Consider the following 21,297-nt stretch of genomic DNA (forward strand, 5'->3'; position numbering starts at 1 on the left):
TGTGTTTAGATTCCTATTCCAGTATCCCTGACCACTTTGATGGCCAGTTTGATGGTCTTCTTTATGATGGTCTGGGTCAAACTTGTTGGGATATTCACGGTCTTGCCCAAAAGTTGCATGCTCTTGTCCTTGGCTATCCGCTGTGCCCTTTCCTTTTCAAAGTTCATTTGACGTGCAATCCTGCCCATGGACATGGACCGGTGCACCTCGCTTCCCTTTAGGTTGGTCCCCTTGTACTCAAAACGGAAACCCTGCAATTGGTTCTGTCTGTTGATGCTCGGGATGACCTTTACGCTGTTCCGCTCCATCGACTTGATGTACTGGTCAAAGTCCCTTGGACGTTCCCTGGCCATGACCTTTTCATGGATTTTCTGTATTTCCGATCGGATATGTTGCATCCGGTACAGCTTTTCCTGCTGTACTTCCCTTACTGTGTTCAGATCCATCTGTTTGGCCACCCGTTCCGCCACTTGTTGGCTCCGCTTTCCAATAAAACTGTCATTGTAGGCCTTGCCCTGAAAGTTTATCCGGTTGGCATACAGATGGACGTGCACATGTTCCTTGTCCCTATGGACAAAGGCAACCGCTTGGTGCTGCTTGAGGTTCATTTCCTTGAGGAACCTCTCGGTCATTTCCTTGAGCTGTTCCCGTTCCAGTTTCCTTCCATCCTCGATGGTGGGACTGAGCACAAAGCTGAGCGTGTTCTTCCGGCACAGTTCGTTCTGCTCTTGGATGACCTTGAACTCCTCGGTGATCTCCCGTGGGGTCTCCCCTGCCAGATATTGGCTGTGGATGATCTCCGATCCTTTCTCCTGGTTCATCCCGTAGCTCATGGAGGCCGAAGTGTGCGATATGGACTTTCCCATGCCTATCATTTCTTGAAATTTAAAAGGTGTTGTCGTATCTCTTTGGCCAGCTGGGCCGTTTCCTCGGCCAATCTGGGGTTGCGCTTGCGGAACATGTTGGTGATCAGTTTGAAGTTCCGTTGGTATTTGACCAATAGCTTATAGGCCTCTATCTGTTCGTCCGTCATCCGCTCCACGATTCGGTCTTCGAAGGCTGCCCGTCTGCAGTACTCACTGACGGAAAGACCGCTCTTCCGGGCCTTGACCTTCAGCAGTTTCTTCTCGTAGACCGAGCACCGGAACTGGACGAACTCTTTCTTCATTTTTACATCATCTTTTGCGACCTTCGGGAGCAAAAGCAAGATTTGTCATGACAATGACACATCTTGAATTCGTTGCCGAACCTCATCCTTCGCGCTTTTTACCTTCCATTCGTTCATATCCTTGAAACCTTCATAGAGAGAGGACATATCCCTACTGTTCGGGCACTTTTCCAATAAAAGTTCCGTCATCCCCATTCCCGCTTTGTCCCTATCCAGAAACAGCTCCACATTTTCATATTCCCCTATTTCTTTTATCATCCGTTTTACAAAGGCCGTGGTATTCAATACCAAAAGGTCATGGGTATTAAGAAGCTCTGGTCTAAGTTCCAAAAGGGTGAGCATATCGAACATACCTTCCGTAATGGCCAAATTTTTGGAATCGCTCTTGATCAATGAAACATCCTTTGGTGAGGTGGAGCCTTTCCAATAGCTGTTCCGCAGTTCCCATCCCCCGGACCTGTTTTGGAGTCCGATGCCAAAGTATGCCCGCCCTCTTATTCGATAATGGACCTCCTTGCAAAGTTTTCTTCCGGTCTTGGTCGAAATCTTTCTGGAGCTCAGATAGTTTTCTAGGGCCCGGTGCTCGATTTCCTTTACCTCGATGATTTCAATCGGGTTGGCCCTATGTTCCTTCTTGGTTGGATTCGGAGGCCGGTGAAAGGAAAAATGGCCCATGTTCCCGGACAGTCTCTCCAATGCCTCCCTTACGGAACAGTTCTCCATTTTCATGACCAGGTCTATGGTACTGCCCCCTTCGAAGGTCCCGAAGTCTATCCAATAGTTTTTCTTCAATGATACCTTGAAAGAGGCTTGGGTCTCGCTCCGGAACGGGCTGAGGAACCAAGCTTCTTTTTCCGTTTTCCGGACTGGAAAGTGCCCCGACTTGGCCAGCGTGGAAATGATGTCAATGTTGCGGGCTTTTTCGCAGTCCATTCTTTTTTCTTTCATGGTTCTGTTTTTAATCGATTTTTGATGATTTGATGACAAACCTCTGGGAGACCCTATAAATACTGGTTGTTTCCCCGTCATCATTTTGTCATCGTTTCATCGTTTTTGTTTTTTTCTTCATGGTACCTGTCATCATTTTTTATTTTGATGACAGAATGATGACAAAGTGATGACGGCCTGAACCCTTATAAACATTGGGCTTATATCAATCTGTCATCAAATCATCAAAATTTTGGACCAAAAATTTCTTTTTTATGGTAAAGTACCTTCCCTTGGCGTCCTCGGTGTTTATCTCGCCGGTATTCCAGATTGTGATCTTTTGGTACTTGTTGGAATTGGGCTGGTTGTCCAGTTTCCAATCCTTTTTCAGCAACCGTCTCAATTGGGTCAGGTCGGTCTTGACCCTTGTGCGGTTGAGCATGTGCAGGGCATCGATGGGACAAAGGTCAACCGAGTCCATCTCGAACTTTTCCATGGCGCTGAGCAGTAGACTGGCCAGTTCCTTCTCCACCCTGTTCCGGTTATTGTTCACCAGTTTCTTCAACGCTGGTGTATGGACCTGTTTTGGCGTGAACCACATTCGTGTTCTTTGCTTTGTGCTGTACTCCCTTTTTGAAAGGAAATCCAAAAAGGCGGGTACCTCCTGGGCCAACTGGTCCAGGAAATCGGTGTCTTCTTTTTTAAGGGATGGGATTTTCCTCACCCAGAAACGGGTCTCATGGGCATCGATCTTGATAAAACTGTCCTCGTTGTTACTGCACAGAATAAATTTACCGAAGAACTCCACTTCCCTTTTGTCCTTGCCCTTGGCCTCCAGTTTGTTCCGGTTGGTGGTACTCAGATATTTGATGCGCTCGGTAAGCTCCTCTTTGTTGAACAGTACCTCGTCCACGCATATCAGCAACTTGTTGGCCCAGTCCGCATTGAACTGGCTTGCAAAACTGTCATTGGTCAGGTATGTCAGGTTGTTGCCAAAGATTTCCTTGAGCCATTTAAGAAAAGTGCTTTTTCCAGTGTTCCTTTCGGTGGAGACCAGACAGAGGATGGGGAGCACCTGCACTGGCCTTTGGTACAGAAGTTTCAGATAGTCCAGTCCCAGTTCCAACTGGTTTCCGAAGATATGCTTTAAAAAGGTCTGTGTTCTTTTGATGCTCCCCTCTTTCGGTTCGTGCGCCAAAGGGGAATAGGTATTATAAAAACCATGGTGTTCCTTTTTGAAATCTATATGGCAAGGAATACAAGCGAACCCGTCATATTTGGGAACCTTGCCCAGATAGTCCTTGCCATGGTCCTGTTTTATGATATGCTCGTTCCACGGGAGCAGCTGCTCGTTGAAATGTCCGGAAATGGTCGGAATCCTTACCAACTTGTAAAAAGTGGTCCCGACCCTTATGTAGGGTACTGTTTCCATATTGGTGCTTTTTGGAATTTTGTGATTACTTCCACTTTTGGTGAATCCACAAATAATTTAAAGATGAATACGCGACTAAGGATTTGAATCCACAATCGTTTTACTTTCCGGCAAAGGCTTACGGTGGTTCTGCAGCAGCCAACTGACTATCTTTTCCCTTTCAAAGAATATCAGTTTTCCATTGGGCTTGGAATGCGGGATTTGCCCCGCAGCAGTAAGCTTGTAAAGATAGCTTCTTGATATGCCCGTGTAATCACAGGTCTCATCAAAGGTCAATACTTCTTTATTGGCGATCAACAGTCGTTCCAAACGGTCGAGCCGTTCGAGTATCAAAAAATTGTCCATTTTGTTTCTTTTAAAGATTAGAAATGAACAAAAGCGCTTTTGTTTTCCTTTGAAGAATTCTTTGGATAAAGATAAAAAGAAGGCAAAGGTAAAGTAAGATTGACCTATTGATTTTATTCACAAATAATTGACATACAGTTTTTTATGTTAAAAAAGTTCAAATATAATGGTATTGATAAACCCTTAGTTTTATTTGGTTTCATTTGATACCAAATGGAACTGTTCTTATTTTGGGCAAATAGGTGGTTTAATGGAAGAAAGCAGAGTTATCAACAATTAAGACTAGGGGAGTTAGAAAATAGGCACTTTAAAAAAGCATGTTTTAATCTTTGGATTGTCTTAATGAAGTCTGATACTTTGATACTACTTTAAGAAAGTCTAGCGCTTTTTTGAAAAATACTGTCTTGAAAATCGTTCGTTTAACAGTACAATGCTTAGAAAGAGATTCAGAGATCAACTACAACAACTCTTGTTTTGTTGGATGGGTGGACAAGCGACAGTACCATAGGAGCAGAAAACACAGCAATCCCCCTCTTTAGGGCGTAGTACTTCTTTACAATTTTCACAATCATAAAAGAACTGGCAAGCTGTCGTTGGCATTTCTTCTTCTTTCTTGTGTCCACAGTTTGGACACGTAATTGTAGATTCTAAAATAGCTTCCATCATTCTATGATTTTATATCCTGTCTTTCCAACCGCAGCTTCTATTTCATTAGTGTTTACCTTACTGTTGTCAAACTTTATAAAAGCTTTAGAAGTCTCATAATTGGCATCTACCTCTAAAATACCCTCTAGTTTATTTACCTCGTTTTCGATATGGGCTTCGCAACCTGCACACGTCATTCCCTCAATGGAATAGTTCACTTCACTTACGTTACTTTCAGATACATAAACGATTTGCTTTTCAACATTCGAGTTGGGATAAAACAAATGCGAATAGTATGGAAATGCCAACGTTATACCCGCAAAAATTGTAACCAAAAACAGGAACTTTTTTGATTGGATAAATTTAGGTTTGTCATCATCACAGGCGCAATCAATATCCTGTGGACGTGGCTTTAATTTTTGATACCAGGCAAAACCAAGAATCAAAACGGTCAAACCTACCAAAATAGGCCTATAGGGTTCTACCCAAGAAAAGGTAGAGGCAACTCCCGCAGTTCCGGAAAGCAACGCCAAAACAGGAGTTATGCAACATAGAGAAGCTACGATAGCCGAAAACAGCCCAGCAAAAGCAGTTCGATTTGATGTCATTGTTTTTTTCATCTTATGCAGTTTTTCTTTCAGATGCTACATTACTTAAAATAGTAGTCAAAAAAGCTTTATTCTCCTCTGAAATTCGATAAAAGATGGTTTGACCATCTCTACGGGTAGAAATGACATTGACATCCTTCATCTTACGTAAATGCTGGGAAATAGCGGGAACGCTCATTTCCAGAATATCCGCAAAGTCACAAGGACATAATTCGTTTTCCCGTTGCAACAGATACAACATTTTAAAACGAACCTTATTACCGGCCAGTGCCATAACCTTACTTATTCCCTCCATGGAAGTTGATACAGCGTTCAAATCTTCTTTACAGCGTAGTATTTGAACGTAATCGGCCTCTGCCCTAATGCAGCTAGTTTCAAGTTTCATATATATTCTTTCCAACAAAGCTACATTAATATAATTATTTAAGCAAGTACTTAAATAGAATAGATGCGGTTCTGTTTAACGGCCCTTTTTTTGAACTTCTTTTCTATTTCAAAAATTCTGTTGTCATTCGGTCACATTTGTGGTCTCTTTTATTTGTTTCGTTAATTGACCTTTTATGGGACTTAGATTCATAAATCTAATAATGAAGCTAACGCATGTAATAAATGTGATACTTTTTCAAAAAATTATGCTATAAAGGATTAAAAAGCATAGAAATAGCCCAATTTGAATCAAATAATACCGAGCTTAATTTAAAACCAGTTTTGCGTGCAAATTGCGTGCAAATGAAAAAAGCTCCAAAAGTTAAAAACTCTTGAAGCCTTACTGTTACTGTGGAGAATACCGGATTCGAACCGGTGACCTCTTGCCTGCCAGGAAAGTTAGGTTACTAAAATGGAAATGTCATAAAATGACCTATTGAAATATTTTCATTCCATGGTTAATAGGTGGTCTACATAAAATTGCGATTTCGTTACATAGCATGTTCAATTTAAAATATTGTCTTTTTGAGGCTCTTTAACTTATTTTAAATCTCAATGGCCCTATTTGGTAATCTAAAATTGTAAAATTGTTAAAGTATTGTTAAAAAGGTGCCCCTTTCGGTGTCAGTATAACTTCCTTACCCTTCACAACCCTTAAAAACAGTGGTTTTTTCAAATTAAAGAAGACCCTCTTCCTCCGCAACCAAGCACAAAGCTTGAAAGTAAAAAACCGCAGATTTAACGCTGCGGTTTTTTTTATTTTAAGGGTTTATGCACCTTTAAATCCTTGGAGTCAGTCATTTTCGGGCATGGGCCGGTCCTCGTAGAAGTCCTTGAACGTTTTTTCGGTAGTGTAATCGTCTCGCAGCACCTTGTAGACCGTAATAATGAGCGCTACCTGACCCAAAACAGTAAGGTAAAACACCCAGTTAAAGGCCAAATCCATGGCCGCAAAGAGCGTCACCGTTACCAAAACAAGGGTTGTCAAACCAAGCCAATCCATCGCAGAAATCTTCATCCTTTAGGTTTTTATTGTTTTGTTTAATTTTAACCTAATATAGTTAAACATTTTGTATCTTTCACAAAATTGCTGTTAAAAAAAAACGCTTTAATCCTAAAATCTAGATACCCCATGTTCGGATTGTTCAAAAAGAAAACGGAAAAAGAAAAACTACAGGAAAAATACGCCAAGTTGCTAAAGGAAGCCCATGCGCTATCCACCACCAATCGCAAGCTCAGCGATGAAAAAGTCTTTGAGGCGGAAGAAATCATGAAAAAAATAGAACAGTTGGATTAAGGTTTACTCTCTCCCATTCCCTCCCCAGTTGGTACTTATCGGATACACGAACACAATAGAGTCCTAGTTCTGATGAACCACTACATGTGCATAACTTATATCCAATAAGGCTTAATCCTGCTTCCAACCAAAGGTTGGAATTCCTTGGCCTATAAGTTAAAAATGATGCGGCGTATTGGTTTTATGCCTATTTTGAAAGGTATAGAAACTTTCTATTTCGATTATGTTGAAGTTAAACACCAAATAAACACAGAAGTATGGATAACGAAAGTAAACTTTTCATTATCAAATCAATTCATACTTTAATTTGGGTATTCTTTGTTTCGATAATTATTTACATTCTGTATTCCGGGCTAACGGACAAGGTAACATTGTATACCTGGATGGGTATCGGATTAATTATTGGGGAAGGGTTAATTCTCTTACTATTCAAAATGTCCTGCCCCCTCACCGTTATCGCGCGAAACTACTCGGAATCCCAAAAAGACAACTTTGACATTTTCTTACCCAATTGGCTCGCAAAGCATAACAAACTTATCTTCACATCCATTTTTGTGATAGCACTAATCATCGTGATGTATAGATCGTTAACTTGAATTCCCAATGAAAATTTATGAATAGCAGGTATGTCATGTACTCCAAAGGAGCATTCTTTAAAATCACTACCTTTAAATTGAAATATCGGTAATTGATATGTCCTTCGAACCGTAAAACGCAAATCATCTGAATTATCTTTTGCCCACCATGAAACAGATACGCATGAAACACCTCAGACCCCTTTTTTGCCTACTGCTACTATCCAATGTTCTTGTCGCGCAAAGCCCAAAGCAAGAAAAGATGGAGCAGCTCCATTTTCTGGTCGGGGAATGGGTGGGCACCTCTAAAATCTATGAAAACGGAGTTTTGGCCAAGGAAGGGGCGGCCTACGAGCATATCTCCTACGATTTGGAAAAGAACATATTGGTCATTGAGCTGAATACGGAGTTTCTACAACTCCATACCGTTATCCTTTACGACGAAAAAGACCAGAAATACTACTACCACCGATTTTCCAAAGATGGAGCTGCCGTATACCCCGCAGAATTTAAGGAGGAGCTCATTGTATGGCGGGACGAAAACACCCGGTTTTTCTTCGGTAGTACCCCAGAGGGGCGTTTTCGAGAATATGGCGAACAATTGATCAACGGAAAATGGGTCAAAACATTTGAAGACACCTTTATAAATACCCAATGAAAATCCAAATCCAAAAACCCAAAGGTGCAGCTGCAAGTCCAGAAATGAAAAGCAAGTATATGAAACCACTCTTTTTATGGTCTGTTATCGGACTCCTGGCATTGAGCTGCAAGCAGGAAAAGACTATTTCCGAAGAAGAAAAGCCTCAAGTTGTGGCTGCATTGAACGAAATCATGGAACTCGACCAGAAATATGCGGGGATTCCGTCCAATGAGCTTCGGGAAAAACACGGCAATCAGAAAGCTTGGGAAATTTTTAAAAAGCAGCGGGATAGCGTAGGCCTAGTCAACCAGAACAAAATCAAGAAATTATACCAAAAGTACGGATACTTGGGCGAGCAAAAGATAGGAAAGGAAGCCGCTACCGATTTTTGGGTGGTGGTCCAACATGCGGATAATGACATCCCCTTCCAACAGGAAATGTTGAAGGCCATGGAAACGGAAATCGCAAAGGGCAGCAAGGACAAATACCACTATGCGATGTTGGAAGACAGGATCAATGTCAATCTCAACAAACCGCAACGTTTTGGAAGCCAAGTGACCTACAACGATATGGGACAGGCCATTCCAAAGAACGGACTGGTGGATACCACGGCGGTCGACAGTTTGCGCAAAGCCCACTCCATGCCCGATTTTATCGAATACTATAATCAAATGACCGAAATGCACTATGAAATGAACAAACAACTATTTCTGGACAAGGGCATTATGGAACCACAACTGTATGGAAACTAAAAAAGAACTGCGCAACCGCTGCTGGATAGATATTGACGGAAAAAAGTTTTTTGGCCCGGGACGGGCGCAATTATTGGTGATGATCGATAAAAACGGTTCGCTCTCCAAAGCGGCCAAGGAAATGGGCATGTCCTACCGAAAAGCCTGGTCCATGGTCGAGGATATGAACCAAAGAGGCCAACAACCCTACGTGGAACTGCACAAGGGCGGTACCCAAGGGGGCGGGGCCGAATTAACACCACGGGGCAAAACAGTATTGGCTGCCTTTCAACATATGAACGCCCAGATTCAGGCAACTTTGGAGCAACACACCCAAGACATGTTGGGGCTGATTTAAATCTTGATACCGAATCCGTGAAGCAGTATCAAACGGAAACCCACATACAGCACCAAAATGGCCGTGAGTACACCCAAAAACTTTAGATTGAACCTTTTATTGGACAGATAAGAGCCGATTCCACCGCCAAGCACTACTGCCACCACCAATTGTAGCATCAGCTCGTTGTTCAGTTGGAAGGTTCCCGCCATATTCAAACCAATCAGGCCTGCAATGGAATTCACCAAAATAAAAACGGAAGCCAAAGAAGCCACTATTCTTGGGTTTTCCCATTTAAGCAGGTTGAGCACCGGTGATAAAAAGATGCCGCCACCTATTCCGGATATTCCAGAAAGTAAGCCAATGCCTCCACCGAGCGTCAATTTTTTTGGATTTGAAAATTTTTTCGAGTCCAGTTTTTTCTTCGCAAAGCGAAGCATCATAAAAAATCCTGCCATCACTAATGCACCTCCCAAAATCAAAAAGAAGGTGGTTTGGGACAAGCGGATTTGGGCACCCAGATATGCAAACGGTATGCTCATCACCAAAAAGGGCCAGAACAATTTCACGTCAAATACCCGGTTCCGAATAAAAACTATCGTCCCAATAGTGACCACACAAATATTCAACAAGAGCGCAGTGGAACGTATTTCGTAAAAATCGGTAAGGAAAAGGCTTAAAATCGCCAGATAACTGGACCCACCCCCAAATCCGACCGAACTATAAAACAGCGCAATCAGAAAAAAGACCAAGGGCAAGTATTCGACTGTCATCAATTAAGAAATTAGCTTACATTGAATCAAATCCCCCTTTTTCAATGCCTCGCCATCATCTACAAAGGCGAGTGCATTACCTTGGGCCATGGATTGGATCATGGAAGAGCCCTGTCCGTCCAAAATCTCTACAGTTCCGTCCACAACAGCGGCCTTTAAAAAAGTGGGGCGTCCAAAACGGTTTTCAAAATCATGTTGTATCGAGAATCGATATGTGGTCAAACCCACTTTTTCATATCCAGATAAGCGTTGCAGCAAAGGAAGTACGTACACATAAAAACAGGTCAATGATGACGCTGGGTTTCCTGGCAAGGCAAACACAAACTGATTTTCCTTTCGGCCAAAATAAAGCGGTTTTCCCGGTTTTTGAAACACCTTGTAAAACAACTCCTTAACTCCATTTTCTTCCAGGGATTGTTTTACAAAATCGTAATCACCCACAGATATTCCTCCAGAGATAATGAGCACATCGCAAGACTCCAATGCGGTTTTGATTCCCGCTTTTGTGGCCTCGAAATCGTCTTTAATTTGTGTTTTTTGATGGTGCTGGAATCCGAATTGTTGCAAGGCTCCTGCAATTGCGTAGCTGTTGGATTCATATATCTGTCCCTCCGTTTTGGATTCTCCCGGTTTTACCAATTCATTTCCCGTGGTGATGATATTGACCCGTGGTTTAGAAAAAACTGTGAACTGCGACAACCCCAAACTTCCCATCAAAGCCAAAGAAGGTGAATTCAACATATGTCCTTTTTCAAATACCGTTTGCCCTTCCGCCAACTGACCGCCTTTTTTACGGACATTTTGTCCAGCCTTGGGCGTTTCATCAAGAAACAGCGTCTTGTCTTTAACGGAGGTTTTCTCCTGCATCATCACAGCCGTGGTGTTTTGGGGTACCTTCGCCCCCGTAAAAATTCGAACGGCTTCGCCATCGTTTAACGAGATAGACTTGGAGTCACCAGCTGCCACCTCCCCTGCCAATTGGTATTCTTGATAAAGTCCGCAAAGCGCATAGCCGTCCATGGCCGAATTATCAAACTCAGGCACATCAAAAGGGGCGGTCGTGTTCGTCGACAAAGCATAACCAAGTGCCTCCTCCAAAGGTTTGGATTCGCTTTTTAGTTCAATCTTTTGGTCTTCGATGATCCTAAGTGCTTCTTCAATCGTAACCATTAGCCTCCTATTGAAATCATGGAACGGTTCTGCTCATAATGGTCGGCATCCATTTTTACGTCCATGCCGTCCCTTGAGTGTTTTTTGGATTTGATGGACTCCAAAATGATATTCTCTATGGGTTCTCCATTTCGAAACGCAGTCAACAAATCGGTTTCGGAGGTGGCAAAGAGGCAATTTTTCATTTTTCCATCAGCTGTCAATCGAATACGGTTGCACTCATCACAAAACGGATTGGTAATTGTGCTCACAATGCCAAAACTGCCCTTGTGGCCCTTTACCCTAAAATTGGTGGAAGTGCTGTGCTTGGGATTATCCAAGGTTTCTATTTCACCAAATTTATCGCCAACCGTCTTTAAAATGTCGTCTTTGGACACGCCCTTGCTCCAATCCCATTTATTCCCCTTAAAAGGCATAAACTCAATAAACTTGGGCGTAATCTTTTTATCCTTGGTCAAAGCGATAAAATCATTGATTTCATTATCGTTTACCCCTTTGATCAACACCACATTGATTTTAAGGTCCATATCCATGTCCAACGCCATGTTCAGGTTCCGCATAATGCGTTCGTAATAATCCCGTTTGGTGATGAAAACGGATTTGGCTTTGTCCAGGGTATCCAAACTAAAATTGATCTTGCGCAATCCCACTTTCTGAAAAAGCTCCAGATATTTGTCGAGTACAATGCCGTTGGTGGTCAATTTAAGGGTGACATCCAACTTGGCCAACTCTTCGACCAAGTAGCCAAAATTCTTGCGAACCAAAGGTTCACCGCCCGTCAATCGAACCGTGTCCACTCCCAAATCCCTAAAAGTTCGCGTAATGGCAATGATTTCTTCCAAGGTCATGATGCTGGGCTTTTCCATTAACTCAATGCCTTCTTCGGGCATGCAGTAAAAGCACCGCAGGTTGCATCGGTCCGTCAATGAAATGCGCAGATAGGTATGTGGCCTACCGAAATTGTCGATTATTTGTGGTTTCTTGTCAATCATGTCTTTTTCCTTCTATCACTTTAAATGCGTGCAGCACATGGGGGAAAATCGCATCCATGGATTCTGCCGCCCCTTTGGTGGAGCCCGGCAGTGCCAATATCAATTTTCCGTCCTTGATGCCCGCGATGGAACGCGAGAACATCGCATACGGCATCCGATTTTGCCCGTAGCTACGCATTTGTTCTTCTACTCCTTTTAGTTTGATGTCCAACAAGGGCTCCAAGGTCTGTGGGGTGACATCTCGTGGTCCCACGCCCGTACCTCCAGTAAAAATCAAGAGGTCGGCTTTGGTATTTTCCAATTTTTGTATGATTTCCTCAGCGTCATCGGGAATGATGCTTTTTTGGGATGTAACCCCCAAAGCCTGTAATCGCTCCACGATGGCCTCTCCGGCCCTGTCCTCGCCTTTTCCTTTGGAAATGGTATCCGAACACACCACCACTTCGGCAGTCAATCCTTCCGAATTGATTTTGTATGAAGATTTCCCTCCTTTTTTGGATTTGAGTCGAATGGTGCCTATTTCGACATTCTTGTCAATCGGTTTCAGCATATCGTACATCGTAAGGGCCACTACACTGGCCCCGTGCATCGCCTCCACCTCCACCCCAGTTTTGTAAATGGTCTTTACCGTCATGGAAATGATGATCTCCAACCCATTGATTTCATAATCGATGTCCGTGTATTCGATGGGCAAGGGATGACAATCGGGCAACAAATCCGGTGTTTTTTTGACCCCCAACAAGCCGGCTGCCTTGGCCATTTCAAATACATTCCCTTTGGGAACGGCATTGTTTTGTATGGCATCAATCGTAGCCTGACTGCTCGTTTTTACGATAGCTTCAGCGGTAGCTTCCCGCAAAGTGGTCACTTTATGTGTAATATCTACCATTTACGTATTTACTTTCCATTGATGGGTTTCGTCCTCAAAAATCTCCTTTCCAAATACCGGTACTTTCGCCTTGATTTCCTCCACAAAAAAGTTGGTCGCATCGATGGCAATCTTTCGGTGTGCTGATGATGTGAACACGAACAAGCACAGCTCTCCCACATTGACTTTACCTAAACTATGATAAATATGGGCGCAGGTGATGTCGAACTTGGCAAAAGCGGCTTCGCGTATGTCGTGAAAGACGTTCTCTGCCATTTCATCATAAGCCGTGTAGTCAATAGCTGCTACGGTTTTGCCGTCCACTACGTCGGCCCTCACCTGTCCCAGAAAAATACTGTGGGCACCAATATTGGTCTTGCTTTGGTGGTTGGCCACCGAAGTCGCTATTTTTTCGGGAGGAATCGCTCCTTGTACAAATACTTTTTTTGGTTTCTTTTTATCCATCAATAATTGTTTCTATGCCGCCTTCCACGTTTTTCAAATTGTGGAAGCCAAATTCATTTTTAAGGATTTCTATGGCGTTCTTGCTTCGTTTGCCAGACTGGCAGAACACAAAAACATCCTGATTATTGGGTATTTCTTTATGCCGTGATGCAAGATCGCCCAAGGGAATGTTCAGCACCTTTTTGCCTTTTGGTTTGGGCTGTTCGAACACTTCACGCACGTCAAGATACCACTGATCTTTATGTTTTAAATCGCAATCGATATAAACGGGGGCTATCCCGTTTTTGCGGATTTTTTCTACTTCTTCGGACCGTTTGTTGATGTTGATGGTCTGCTCGCTGGCCTGCATCATATTGATCAACTTTAACTTGCCTGACAGCACCTCACCCACCCCAAGGATAATTTTAAGGACTTCCGCCGCCTGAAGCGTTCCCAAGATGCCCGGTAATACGCCCAATACACCAGTGGCCTCACAACTGATGTTCTGTCGGGTGCTTTTTGGGAACACACAACGATAGGTAGGCCCATTTTGGTAATTGAAGACTGACAATTGCCCTTCATTTTTATAAATGGAGGCAAAAACCCAAGGTTTATTCGCCAATACGCAGGCATCGTTGATCAGGTACTTGGTTTCAAAATTGTCCGTGCCATCCAAAATAACATCGTATTGATTGGTGATGTTTTTCGCATTTTCAATGGTCAACGGCTCTTCATACACCTTAAACTGTACCTCACTGTTTTGTTTTTCCAATCGTTGTTTGGCTACCGCTGCTTTCGATTGCCCTACATCTGATTCCTGAAACAAAACTTGCCTGTGCAAATTGGACATATCGACTTTATCATGGTCCATCAACCCAATGGTACCGACTCCTGCCCCAGCCAAATACATCGCGGCAGGACAGCCCAGTCCCCCAACACCAACCAACAATATTTTGGCATTGCGAAGCTTTTCCTGACCTTCAGTCCCAACTTCCGTGAGTTGTATTTGTCTGTCGTATCTGCTCATCCTCCAGCGAAGGGTGGCAACAAGGCCACTTCGTCCCCGTCTTTTAAGGTTATACTATCGTCCAAATTTTGATTTACGGCAATCTGTACGGAATCCTTGTCCGCTATCGCCAAACCGTTCAAGCACTGTGCTTTTAGCTCCGAAGCGGTCAATGTTCCGTCAAACTCCATCACTTCTTCCTGCTTTGCAGCGGCTTCGGCGACCAAACCAAAATATTTTACGGTCACTTTCATACATCCATTTGCTTTAATTGCCGAACATCTTCTTCGGTATCCACATCAAATCCTCCTTTGCTGAAGACTTCAGTACCGTAGTCAAAATCTTTCAGGTGAATCAACTTTTTGGCTCCTTCGTCTCCTTCCAATTGCATCAACAACGGAAATGCTTCCTTACTAAAAATGGCGGGCACTCCAATACTATCCCCATATTTGGAATAGGTGGCGTTCGGGTTTTTGGTTAGTTGGGTATGCACCAGTTTGATCAAGTTGGTGCGTTCCAAAAAGGGCTGGTCGGATACGAGAAAAAGAGCGTGGTCCAATGCTTCCGCTGCCGAGGTAGCTTTCAAGCCCAATTTAATACTGGATGCCATTCCTTGCTCCCAATCGGAATTAACAACGACTTGATATCCGTTTGCATCTATTTTTCCCAAAATCTCTTCGTGACGAGAACCCAACACCAAAACCTTGCGTTGAAAACCAAGCATATTTACTTGTTTCAAGGTATGTTCAAGCAGCGTTTCACCTTTAAATTGTACCAACTGCTTGGGTCGGCCCAATCGTGTGGAGCCGCCAGCGGCCAAAACAATAACTGCTATGTTAGCATCTGCACTCAAAGGGTTATTTTTTGAAATTGATTTGTTTTGCCCTCATGAATTGGCTCGGTTTTCTGCTTTAGGGGTCGCGCTCCTTTATGGGTCAGTACACTTTGAATCTCCGCCAAAATGGACAATCCAATTTCAGCAGGGGTCTCCGCTCCTATTTCCAATCCCACGGGTGCGTGTATTTTAGCCAAATCCGATTTTGACACTTCCATACCTTCGTCCGCCAATTCGTTGAGCATGCGTTCGTATTTTTTCAATGGTCCCAAAATCCCGATATAGGGTATTACTGGATTTCCCAGCAACAGTTTGAGCACCGAAAGGTCGTAATTATAGTTATGGCTCATCAGCACAAAACAAGTGCGTTCGTCAATGTTAATGTTTTGTAGTGTTTCCTGGGGTTTGGCCACAATCACTTGACACGTACCCACAAAACGTTCTTTGTTGGCATGGGTCGGACGTCCGTCCGTAACAATTACATTCCACCCCAATATATCGGCTTGTTGCGCCAAAATCTGGGCATCGTTCCCAGCTCCCACTAAAATCAATTTTACCGGGGGCTGATGTAACTGAATAAACACGAAGTTTGTTCTTTCCGCCGTTTCAATCTTTCCAAAACAGGAGTTGCCCCCCTCAATGACTTCCATGCTTTTGGTGAGAAGGACCTTATGCAGGTTTCCTTGGATTTGTTTTCCCAAAACCGCTTGGCTTTCGTTGACAACCAAACTAGTTCCCAATTGATTTTGGCTTTTGTCCAGGTCAAAAACTATCGAAATCGCTACGGGAACCTCCTGTTCAATAGCGGTCTGTAACAATGCACAGGGATTATGCCTATCGGTATAATCAATGGGCTCAAACAATACTTGAATGATACCGTTGCATCCCAACTGGGCGCCAATGATGGCATCATCCTCATCACTGGTATCATAAGTGACCAGTTTGTTTTCTTGTCTGTCCAAAGCATAAAGGGCCTTTCGGAGCGCATCACCTTCCAAACAGCCTCCGCTGATGGCTCCCATTATGTTACCGTATTCATCTACCAACATACGGGCTCCCGCCCTACGATACGATGAACCTTCAACATGGACTACGGTGGCCAAAATGCAACGGGTTTCTTGCAGTCTGAGTTCTTGATACTTCGCTATGATGACGTCCAACTCCCTCATACGTTGACAGTTTTAAGTTGGTTGACGGCTTTTTTGATGTCCCGCACAGCCGTTTCAATGTCTTCCAAAGAAGTATTTCGTCCTGTGCTGATCCGTAGACTTGCCAAAGCAGTGGCATCGTCAAGTCCCATCGCTTTTAGTACATGGGACGGATTCACTTGGTTGGAGGTACAGGCAGAACCCCTAGATACGGCCAAACGATTCAAATATCGTAGCAACTTGGTACCGTCCACTCCCTTAAACGATACGTTCGTTGTATTGGGTAAACGGTCTTCATGCTGGCTGTTGATGATGGCTCCTTCGATGGTTGAAAGTTCCTCTTCAAGTCGATATTGAAGATGTTTATAGTGTTGATGATTCTCACGTATCTCTTCCTGGGCCACCTTGCAAGCTTCTCCAAAACCTACAATGCCAGGGACATTCAATGTACCGGGGCGAACGCCCTTTTCATGATTTCCACCGAAAAGATGCTTATCAACAGAGGTATTATTGCTCTTATTCAGATAAAGTGCGCCAACTCCTTTGGGTCCATAGAGTTTATGGGAGGAAAAAACAGCTACATCGATTCCCAATTCTTGCAAGTCAATAGATATTTTTCCAACGGCCTGTGTTATATCAGACATTATCGGTACTCCTTTGGAGCGAACCAAATCCACTATACTTTTTATCGGGTGAATGAGCCCGGTTTCGTTGTTGGCCAATATCAGGCTTACCAAAATCGTTGATGGCGTTATGCTGTCTTCCAAAACATCGAGGTCAATATTCCCTTGACTGTCCACATCCAAATAAGTGACCTCAAAACCATCATCCTCCAAAGCCTGCAAAGTATCCAAAACCGCTTTGTGCTCCGTTGTACAGGAAATGATATGGTTACCCTTGCTTCGATTCCTTTTACAAAATCCGAGCAAGGCCAAATTGGCGGCTTCGGTAGCCCCTGAAGTAAACGTGAGTTCCGCTGGTCGGCAATTGATAAGCCCTGCGATTTGTCCACGGGCGGTTTCGATGGCATCATCGGCATGCCACCCAAAGGAATGATCACTGCTTGCATTGCCAAAGTGCTGTGTAAAATACGGCAGCATGGCCTCTACCACCCTAGGGTCGGCAGGCGTAGTTGCGTTATGATCCAGGTATATTTTCTCGTTTGATGTCAAAACATTGGCGTTATGTACATGCATGCATAACGCAATTTAAGAAGAATAACATCGATTACCTTATATTTTTCGAACCATATGAAAGAAAAACAACGAATTCTTTGCGATCCATAACATTAATCGTAATATTGCAATGAATAAATCATTTAGATGGGACTCACCAAAACTGAAATATTTACGGACAAACAAAACCACATTGCACAATACGCCAAGGTTTTGGGGCATCCGGCCCGGGTTGCCATTTTGCAATATTTGTACAAGTTGAATGCTTGTGTTTGTGGTGATTTGGTGGATGAAATTGGTTTGGCGCAACCCACCATTTCCCAACATCTGAAGGAATTAAAGCAATTGGGGCTGATTAAAGGCAATGTGGAAGGTACTAGTGTTTGTTATTGCATCGATACCGACAATTGGAAAAAAATGAAGCTATTGATGTCCGAGTTTCTGAACCAAGACGTCAATCCAAAGGATTGTTGCTAAAAAAAATTTGAATACATTAATCGTAATATTACAATAAATAGATATTGATATGAAGCTAGAGGAAGTAAAATCAGCATTGGCCCAATTGGATACCATCGCCTTTCAATTGCCCAACGGGACATTGGTTCCCAATCATTTTCATGTGACAGAAGTAGGTAAAATCACCAAGCACTTTATTGATTGCGGGGGCACCGTTCGCCACGAGGAGGTCGTTAATTTTCAACTTTGGAACGCGAATGATTACGACCACAGGTTACATCCCGAAAAATTGGTCAACATTATAGCATTGTCCCAAAAAACGTTGGACATTGGCAATTTGGAGGTGGAAGTGGAATACCAAGGGCAGACCATTGAGAAATTCAGCTTGGATTTTGACGGAACCCATTTTTTGCTGACCACCAAGCAGACGGATTGCCTGGCCAAAGACCAATGTGGCATACCAACCGAAAAACCTAGGGTAAAACTTTCCGAACTTCAACAAACAGGCTGCGCTCCTGGAAGTGGTTGCTGCTAACTATAATCCTTCAACATGGCACTTAACAAAGCATTGCACGATTTTGTTTCTCAATTGGACACTGATGCTATTCCACAAGAAAGAAAACAAATACTGGACCTTCTCTCGGGATACATTCAGGAAAAGATGGACAAAAAGGAGTCTATCCGGCTTAATTTTATCTGCACCCACAACTCCCGACGGAGTCATTTGTCCCAAGTTTGGGCACAAACCTTGGCACATCATTTTGGGGTAAGGAATTTAAGCTGCTATTCTGGGGGAACTGAGGCCACTGCCCTATTTCCCATGGTTGCTACTACTTTGGCGAATACAGGTTTTGAGGTGCAAATGCTTTCCGAAGGAAAGAACCCTGTATATGCCATTAAATTTGCGGAGAACGAACACCCCGCTATCTGCTTTTCCAAAACCATGGATGACACTTTTAATCCAACATCCGACTTCGCAGCGATTATGACCTGTTCGCAAGCGGATGAAGGCTGTCCTTTTGTGCCTGGGGCCGAAAAACGGATTTCAATCACTTATGATGACCCGAAAGCGTTTGACAACACGCCGCAACAAGCTGAAAAGTACAGCGAACGAAGCAAACAGATTGCTACAGAAATGTGTTACATTTTCTCAAAAATCAAAAAACCTTTTTAACAAATTTAACAGAGTTTAGTAACTTCAAACCCGCAAAAACTTAAACAAACTGAACGCATTATGGGTAAAGGAGTTCTATTCTTGGACTTTTGATTTTGTTGCTATCCTGCAACTCAAAAAATGACAACGCTGAACGTGAATTGGGCTTGGTCTACAATGTGTTGAGGGACATGGATATCGAGAATTACGAAGTATACGCGATGAATCTGGATGGTTCCGACAAAACGAACATCACAGATTTCCCCAATGTGGAATGGACCTATTATTCATATGAAGATGATCTCTATTTCATTTCGGACAGGGACGCCTGTAAGCGTTGCTATTATTTGTACAAAAGCAATTTTAAAGGGGAAAACGTCCAAAAAGTATCGGAATTGGAGCTCGCCGATAGCTGGATGAGCAGTAGAAACGATGGCACGGAACTCATCGTAAAGCCTAAACTCATAATGAAGAACACCTTCTACGTTTTGGACCTGAAGGGCAACATCATAGATCGGCTGGATACTGGATTGGGCTTTGCCGCAGACCCTTTGTTTGTGAACGATGGTGAGCAGGTAGTTTTTAGGGGCGGTAAAACGGTGAGCAAGAACATTGATGGTTTTGATGAAGAGCTTTACATTATCGACGCCGATGGAAGCAACCTAAAACAATTGACACATTACCCTGAAAAAGATTCCACAGCGGGACAATACGGGTATCGTGCAGGAGCTCCAAAACTGCACCCCACAGAAAACTTTGTGACCTACCAAAGCATGCAGGACGGCAAATACAGTCTCTATGCCGTGAGCCTGGACGGCAGCAAAACCTGGAAATTGACAGAGAACACCCAAAATGAAGGTTGGCACGATTGGAGTCCGGATGGGAAATGGTTGGCCATTGAGCTTTTTGATGATGAACAATCCCAATTCCATATTGGGCTGATGAATTGGGAAACCAAGGAGTTAAAGATTTTGACCGATGATACCTTCACCTATCAACAAGCACCCAATTTTATCTATAAAAATTAATTTTTTGTAAGAAAAAGGTTTCTTTTTTAAGTCAATTTGTGCATTTCATCGATAAAATTGACATATTTCTTTGAAACAGTAGGGTTTTTTGACCTTTGATTGTTTAGTAATTATAAAATCAGAACAGGGCTAATTATGCCCTGAAATCAAAAACCCCATACAATGAGAACAAAGTTAATTTTTAGTTTACTATTTACATTGGCCCTTTTTATGATGGGCTGTTCTGATGGAGAAGGTTCGGCAAGCGCCGAAGGCACTGGGACCTTATCCGTACAACTTACCGACGCACCCTTCCCCTATGATCTGGTAGCCGAAGCAAATGTTACCGTTTATAAAGTTGAAGCTCGCCAAATTGATGGTGATGACGACGACAACGCTGATTCAGATGAAGGCATGGACGATGATAGTTCATCTTTCATCACGTTAATGGAAGAGGAAATCGATGTAAATCTCTTGGAACTCACCAATGGATTGACCCAACAATTAGCAGAAATCGATGTTCCTGCTGGATCATATGACTTGGTTCGTGTGCACGTTAAAGGTGTAAATGTTGTCTTGACCGATGGGACCGTTTACGATTTGAAAGTGCCCAGTGGAGACGCTTCAGGTATTAAAGTGTTTATCGAACCTGCCATTACAGTAGTAGGTGGACTTTCCACAGATTTGTTGTTGGACTTCGATGTCAGCCGTTCCTTTGTTGCCAAAGGCAACTTGGATACCCCCGCCGGTGTCAACGGATTTAATTTTAAACCCGTGATCAAGGCCAGTAACATGTCTACCTCTGGTACCTTGTCTGGAACTGTTGGCACTATGGAAAGTGAATCAATACTTGCTTTGGAAGGTGCCCAGATTTCCGTGTTTGCTGCTGACACCCTAAACACCGCATCTTTTACCGATGTGGATGGCAACTACGCCATCCTAGGTTTGAAAGCTGGAATGTACGAAGTCGTGGCCGAATTGGAAGGATATTTGGCAAGTGATACCTTGGAGGTTCAGATTGATGCCGCTAACGTGACAACCCAAGATTTTATCCTTGAAATGGATCCTGATGCTGGGGAGGAAACGACCACAAGCAGTAACTAATAGCAACAGAACAACAAAGAAAAGCCAGGATCCAA

Annotated in this window: 28 protein-coding genes; 9 read left to right on the forward strand and 19 right to left on the reverse strand. The window is 43.2% G+C overall.

What is annotated here, in order from left to right; genetic code table 11:
- Positions 1 to 5 precede the first annotated feature (5 nt).
- The 9 genes from ABNE31_RS12175 to ABNE31_RS12215 form a co-directional block, all read right to left on the reverse strand.
- Positions 6 to 866, reverse strand: coding sequence for a relaxase/mobilization nuclease domain-containing protein (locus ABNE31_RS12175; protein WP_349351326.1), 861 nt, complete (start codon positions 864 to 866; stop codon positions 6 to 8).
- 5 nt (positions 867 to 871) lie between these two features.
- Positions 872 to 1,168, reverse strand: coding sequence for a mobilization protein MbpA (mbpA, locus tag ABNE31_RS12180; RefSeq protein WP_349351327.1), 297 nt, complete (start codon positions 1,166 to 1,168; stop codon positions 872 to 874).
- A 45-nt stretch (positions 1,169 to 1,213) separates the two neighbouring features.
- On the reverse strand, positions 1,214 to 2,116 hold the full coding sequence (locus ABNE31_RS12185; RefSeq protein ID WP_349351328.1) for a toprim domain-containing protein: 903 nt from the start codon (positions 2,114 to 2,116) through the stop codon (positions 1,214 to 1,216).
- Positions 2,117 to 2,321: 205 nt separating this feature from the next.
- Positions 2,322 to 3,527, reverse strand: coding sequence for a primase-helicase family protein (locus ABNE31_RS12190; protein ID WP_349351329.1), 1,206 nt, complete (start codon positions 3,525 to 3,527; stop codon positions 2,322 to 2,324).
- 75 nt (positions 3,528 to 3,602) lie between these two features.
- Complete coding sequence (locus ABNE31_RS12195) at positions 3,603 to 3,872, reverse strand: helix-turn-helix domain-containing protein (protein ID WP_349351330.1); 270 nt, start codon at positions 3,870 to 3,872, stop codon at positions 3,603 to 3,605.
- 453 nt (positions 3,873 to 4,325) lie between these two features.
- The gene (locus tag ABNE31_RS12200) at positions 4,326 to 4,535 is read right to left on the reverse strand and encodes a GDCCVxC domain-containing (seleno)protein (protein WP_090293639.1); all 210 of its coding nucleotides are present in this window, start codon (positions 4,533 to 4,535) and stop codon (positions 4,326 to 4,328) included.
- On the reverse strand, positions 4,535 to 5,137 hold the full coding sequence (merTP, locus tag ABNE31_RS12205) for a mercuric transport protein MerTP (RefSeq protein ID WP_090292213.1): 603 nt from the start codon (positions 5,135 to 5,137) through the stop codon (positions 4,535 to 4,537). The genes ABNE31_RS12200 and merTP overlap by 1 nt, the downstream gene beginning before the upstream one ends.
- Position 5,138: 1 nt before the next feature.
- Positions 5,139 to 5,510 carry a metalloregulator ArsR/SmtB family transcription factor gene (locus ABNE31_RS12210; protein WP_349351331.1) on the reverse strand — a complete coding sequence of 124 codons (372 nt, stop codon included), beginning with the start codon at positions 5,508 to 5,510 and terminating at the stop codon, positions 5,139 to 5,141.
- Positions 5,511 to 6,344: 834 nt separating this feature from the next.
- Positions 6,345 to 6,569: a hypothetical protein gene (locus tag ABNE31_RS12215; RefSeq protein WP_127141758.1), complete on the reverse strand. Its 225-nt coding sequence runs from the start codon at positions 6,567 to 6,569 to the stop codon at positions 6,345 to 6,347.
- Between the two features lie 114 nt (positions 6,570 to 6,683).
- On the opposite strand from ABNE31_RS12215, the gene ABNE31_RS12220 reads away from it, so the two are divergent.
- The 4 genes from ABNE31_RS12220 (at position 6,684) to ABNE31_RS12235 (ending at position 9,152) form a co-directional block, all read left to right on the forward strand.
- On the forward strand, positions 6,684 to 6,848 hold the full coding sequence (locus ABNE31_RS12220; protein ID WP_127141757.1) for a Lacal_2735 family protein: 165 nt from the start codon (positions 6,684 to 6,686) through the stop codon (positions 6,846 to 6,848).
- Between the two features lie 759 nt (positions 6,849 to 7,607).
- Positions 7,608 to 8,081 (forward strand): hypothetical protein, encoded by a 474-nt coding sequence (locus tag ABNE31_RS12225; RefSeq protein WP_349351332.1) that lies wholly within the window; start codon positions 7,608 to 7,610, stop codon positions 8,079 to 8,081.
- Entirely contained in the window at positions 8,078 to 8,815 is a 738-nt protein-coding gene (locus ABNE31_RS12230) for a DUF6624 domain-containing protein (protein WP_349351333.1), read from the forward strand. Before ABNE31_RS12225 ends, ABNE31_RS12230 begins: the two co-directional genes overlap by 4 nt.
- Positions 8,805 to 9,152: a winged helix-turn-helix domain-containing protein gene (locus ABNE31_RS12235; RefSeq protein WP_293282453.1), complete on the forward strand. Its 348-nt coding sequence runs from the start codon at positions 8,805 to 8,807 to the stop codon at positions 9,150 to 9,152. The genes ABNE31_RS12230 and ABNE31_RS12235 overlap by 11 nt, the downstream gene beginning before the upstream one ends.
- On the opposite strand, the gene ABNE31_RS12240 is transcribed toward ABNE31_RS12235, so the two are convergent.
- From ABNE31_RS12240 to ABNE31_RS12285, 10 genes are read right to left on the reverse strand one after another with little or no spacing between them, the layout of a single operon-like run.
- Positions 9,149 to 9,904 (reverse strand): sulfite exporter TauE/SafE family protein, encoded by a 756-nt coding sequence (locus ABNE31_RS12240; RefSeq protein WP_349351334.1) that lies wholly within the window; start codon positions 9,902 to 9,904, stop codon positions 9,149 to 9,151. The two genes, ABNE31_RS12235 and ABNE31_RS12240, sit on opposite strands and share 4 nt — an antisense overlap.
- Before the next feature lie 3 nt (positions 9,905 to 9,907).
- Positions 9,908 to 11,074: a gephyrin-like molybdotransferase Glp gene (glp, locus tag ABNE31_RS12245; protein ID WP_349351335.1), complete on the reverse strand. Its 1,167-nt coding sequence runs from the start codon at positions 11,072 to 11,074 to the stop codon at positions 9,908 to 9,910.
- Positions 11,074 to 12,066 (reverse strand): GTP 3',8-cyclase MoaA, encoded by a 993-nt coding sequence (gene moaA / locus ABNE31_RS12250; protein WP_349351336.1) that lies wholly within the window; start codon positions 12,064 to 12,066, stop codon positions 11,074 to 11,076. The genes glp and moaA overlap by 1 nt, the downstream gene beginning before the upstream one ends.
- Complete coding sequence (gene moaCB, locus ABNE31_RS12255; RefSeq protein WP_349351337.1) at positions 12,059 to 12,955, reverse strand: bifunctional molybdenum cofactor biosynthesis protein MoaC/MoaB; 897 nt, start codon at positions 12,953 to 12,955, stop codon at positions 12,059 to 12,061. Before moaCB ends, moaA begins: the two co-directional genes overlap by 8 nt.
- The gene (locus ABNE31_RS12260) at positions 12,956 to 13,399 is read right to left on the reverse strand and encodes a molybdenum cofactor biosynthesis protein MoaE (protein ID WP_349351338.1); all 444 of its coding nucleotides are present in this window, start codon (positions 13,397 to 13,399) and stop codon (positions 12,956 to 12,958) included. It abuts the gene before it with no gap.
- Positions 13,392 to 14,405 carry a HesA/MoeB/ThiF family protein gene (locus tag ABNE31_RS12265; RefSeq protein ID WP_349351339.1) on the reverse strand — a complete coding sequence of 338 codons (1,014 nt, stop codon included), beginning with the start codon at positions 14,403 to 14,405 and terminating at the stop codon, positions 13,392 to 13,394. Before ABNE31_RS12265 ends, ABNE31_RS12260 begins: the two co-directional genes overlap by 8 nt.
- Positions 14,402 to 14,638, reverse strand: a complete 237-nt coding sequence (locus ABNE31_RS12270) for a MoaD/ThiS family protein (RefSeq protein ID WP_349351340.1) — start codon at positions 14,636 to 14,638, stop codon at positions 14,402 to 14,404. The genes ABNE31_RS12265 and ABNE31_RS12270 overlap by 4 nt, the downstream gene beginning before the upstream one ends.
- The gene (locus ABNE31_RS12275) at positions 14,635 to 15,237 is read right to left on the reverse strand and encodes a nucleotidyltransferase family protein (protein ID WP_349351341.1); all 603 of its coding nucleotides are present in this window, start codon (positions 15,235 to 15,237) and stop codon (positions 14,635 to 14,637) included. Before ABNE31_RS12275 ends, ABNE31_RS12270 begins: the two co-directional genes overlap by 4 nt.
- Positions 15,234 to 16,388 carry an XdhC/CoxI family protein gene (locus ABNE31_RS12280; protein ID WP_349351342.1) on the reverse strand — a complete coding sequence of 385 codons (1,155 nt, stop codon included), beginning with the start codon at positions 16,386 to 16,388 and terminating at the stop codon, positions 15,234 to 15,236. Before ABNE31_RS12280 ends, ABNE31_RS12275 begins: the two co-directional genes overlap by 4 nt.
- Positions 16,385 to 17,563 carry a cysteine desulfurase family protein gene (locus ABNE31_RS12285; RefSeq protein WP_349351343.1) on the reverse strand — a complete coding sequence of 393 codons (1,179 nt, stop codon included), beginning with the start codon at positions 17,561 to 17,563 and terminating at the stop codon, positions 16,385 to 16,387. Before ABNE31_RS12285 ends, ABNE31_RS12280 begins: the two co-directional genes overlap by 4 nt.
- Before the next feature lie 126 nt (positions 17,564 to 17,689).
- Between ABNE31_RS12285 and ABNE31_RS12290 the strand changes: the two genes are divergently transcribed.
- From ABNE31_RS12290 to ABNE31_RS12310, 5 genes are all read left to right on the forward strand, one after another.
- Positions 17,690 to 18,019, forward strand: coding sequence for a metalloregulator ArsR/SmtB family transcription factor (locus ABNE31_RS12290; RefSeq protein ID WP_349351344.1), 330 nt, complete (start codon positions 17,690 to 17,692; stop codon positions 18,017 to 18,019).
- A gap of 49 nt (positions 18,020 to 18,068) precedes the next feature.
- Positions 18,069 to 18,533 (forward strand): DUF6428 family protein, encoded by a 465-nt coding sequence (locus ABNE31_RS12295; RefSeq protein WP_349351345.1) that lies wholly within the window; start codon positions 18,069 to 18,071, stop codon positions 18,531 to 18,533.
- Positions 18,534 to 18,548: 15 nt separating this feature from the next.
- Positions 18,549 to 19,172 (forward strand): protein-tyrosine-phosphatase, encoded by a 624-nt coding sequence (locus ABNE31_RS12300; RefSeq protein WP_349351346.1) that lies wholly within the window; start codon positions 18,549 to 18,551, stop codon positions 19,170 to 19,172.
- 89 nt (positions 19,173 to 19,261) lie between these two features.
- Positions 19,262 to 20,179, forward strand: a complete 918-nt coding sequence (locus tag ABNE31_RS12305; RefSeq protein WP_349351347.1) for a hypothetical protein — start codon at positions 19,262 to 19,264, stop codon at positions 20,177 to 20,179.
- A gap of 162 nt (positions 20,180 to 20,341) precedes the next feature.
- A complete protein-coding gene (locus ABNE31_RS12310) occupies positions 20,342 to 21,262 on the forward strand; it encodes a DUF4382 domain-containing protein (RefSeq protein WP_349351348.1) in 921 nt (306 codons plus the stop codon).
- The last annotated feature ends 35 nt before the right edge of the window (positions 21,263 to 21,297 follow it).

Source organism: Flagellimonas sp. MMG031, from assembly GCF_040112705.1.
Lineage (GTDB): Bacteria > Bacteroidota > Bacteroidia > Flavobacteriales > Flavobacteriaceae > Flagellimonas.

Excerpts from the sequence above, each read along its gene's own strand:
- ABNE31_RS12175 (WP_349351326.1), bottom strand. The coding sequence starts at position 866 with ATGGGAAAGTCCATATCGCACACTTCGGCCTCCATGAGCTACGGGATG.
- mbpA (WP_349351327.1), bottom strand. The coding sequence starts at position 1,168 with ATGAAGAAAGAGTTCGTCCAGTTCCGGTGCTCGGTCTACGAGAAGAAA.
- ABNE31_RS12185 (WP_349351328.1), bottom strand. The coding sequence starts at position 2,116 with ATGAAAGAAAAAAGAATGGACTGCGAAAAAGCCCGCAACATTGACATC.
- ABNE31_RS12190 (WP_349351329.1), bottom strand. The coding sequence starts at position 3,527 with ATGGAAACAGTACCCTACATAAGGGTCGGGACCACTTTTTACAAGTTG.
- ABNE31_RS12195 (WP_349351330.1), bottom strand. The coding sequence starts at position 3,872 with ATGGACAATTTTTTGATACTCGAACGGCTCGACCGTTTGGAACGACTG.
- ABNE31_RS12200 (WP_090293639.1), bottom strand. The coding sequence starts at position 4,535 with ATGGAAGCTATTTTAGAATCTACAATTACGTGTCCAAACTGTGGACAC.
- merTP (WP_090292213.1), bottom strand. The coding sequence starts at position 5,137 with ATGAAAAAAACAATGACATCAAATCGAACTGCTTTTGCTGGGCTGTTT.
- ABNE31_RS12210 (WP_349351331.1), bottom strand. The coding sequence starts at position 5,510 with ATGAAACTTGAAACTAGCTGCATTAGGGCAGAGGCCGATTACGTTCAA.
- ABNE31_RS12215 (WP_127141758.1), bottom strand. The coding sequence starts at position 6,569 with ATGAAGATTTCTGCGATGGATTGGCTTGGTTTGACAACCCTTGTTTTG.
- ABNE31_RS12220 (WP_127141757.1), top strand. The coding sequence starts at position 6,684 with ATGTTCGGATTGTTCAAAAAGAAAACGGAAAAAGAAAAACTACAGGAA.
- ABNE31_RS12225 (WP_349351332.1), top strand. The coding sequence starts at position 7,608 with ATGAAACACCTCAGACCCCTTTTTTGCCTACTGCTACTATCCAATGTT.
- ABNE31_RS12230 (WP_349351333.1), top strand. The coding sequence starts at position 8,078 with ATGAAAATCCAAATCCAAAAACCCAAAGGTGCAGCTGCAAGTCCAGAA.
- ABNE31_RS12235 (WP_293282453.1), top strand. The coding sequence starts at position 8,805 with ATGGAAACTAAAAAAGAACTGCGCAACCGCTGCTGGATAGATATTGAC.
- ABNE31_RS12240 (WP_349351334.1), bottom strand. The coding sequence starts at position 9,904 with ATGACAGTCGAATACTTGCCCTTGGTCTTTTTTCTGATTGCGCTGTTT.
- glp (WP_349351335.1), bottom strand. The coding sequence starts at position 11,074 with ATGGTTACGATTGAAGAAGCACTTAGGATCATCGAAGACCAAAAGATT.
- moaA (WP_349351336.1), bottom strand. The coding sequence starts at position 12,066 with ATGATTGACAAGAAACCACAAATAATCGACAATTTCGGTAGGCCACAT.
- moaCB (WP_349351337.1), bottom strand. The coding sequence starts at position 12,955 with ATGGTAGATATTACACATAAAGTGACCACTTTGCGGGAAGCTACCGCT.
- ABNE31_RS12260 (WP_349351338.1), bottom strand. The coding sequence starts at position 13,399 with ATGGATAAAAAGAAACCAAAAAAAGTATTTGTACAAGGAGCGATTCCT.
- ABNE31_RS12265 (WP_349351339.1), bottom strand. The coding sequence starts at position 14,405 with ATGAGCAGATACGACAGACAAATACAACTCACGGAAGTTGGGACTGAA.
- ABNE31_RS12270 (WP_349351340.1), bottom strand. The coding sequence starts at position 14,638 with ATGAAAGTGACCGTAAAATATTTTGGTTTGGTCGCCGAAGCCGCTGCA.
- ABNE31_RS12280 (WP_349351342.1), bottom strand. The coding sequence starts at position 16,388 with ATGAGGGAGTTGGACGTCATCATAGCGAAGTATCAAGAACTCAGACTG.
- ABNE31_RS12285 (WP_349351343.1), bottom strand. The coding sequence starts at position 17,563 with ATGCATGTACATAACGCCAATGTTTTGACATCAAACGAGAAAATATAC.
- ABNE31_RS12290 (WP_349351344.1), top strand. The coding sequence starts at position 17,690 with ATGGGACTCACCAAAACTGAAATATTTACGGACAAACAAAACCACATT.
- ABNE31_RS12295 (WP_349351345.1), top strand. The coding sequence starts at position 18,069 with ATGAAGCTAGAGGAAGTAAAATCAGCATTGGCCCAATTGGATACCATC.
- ABNE31_RS12300 (WP_349351346.1), top strand. The coding sequence starts at position 18,549 with ATGGCACTTAACAAAGCATTGCACGATTTTGTTTCTCAATTGGACACT.
- ABNE31_RS12310 (WP_349351348.1), top strand. The coding sequence starts at position 20,342 with ATGAGAACAAAGTTAATTTTTAGTTTACTATTTACATTGGCCCTTTTT.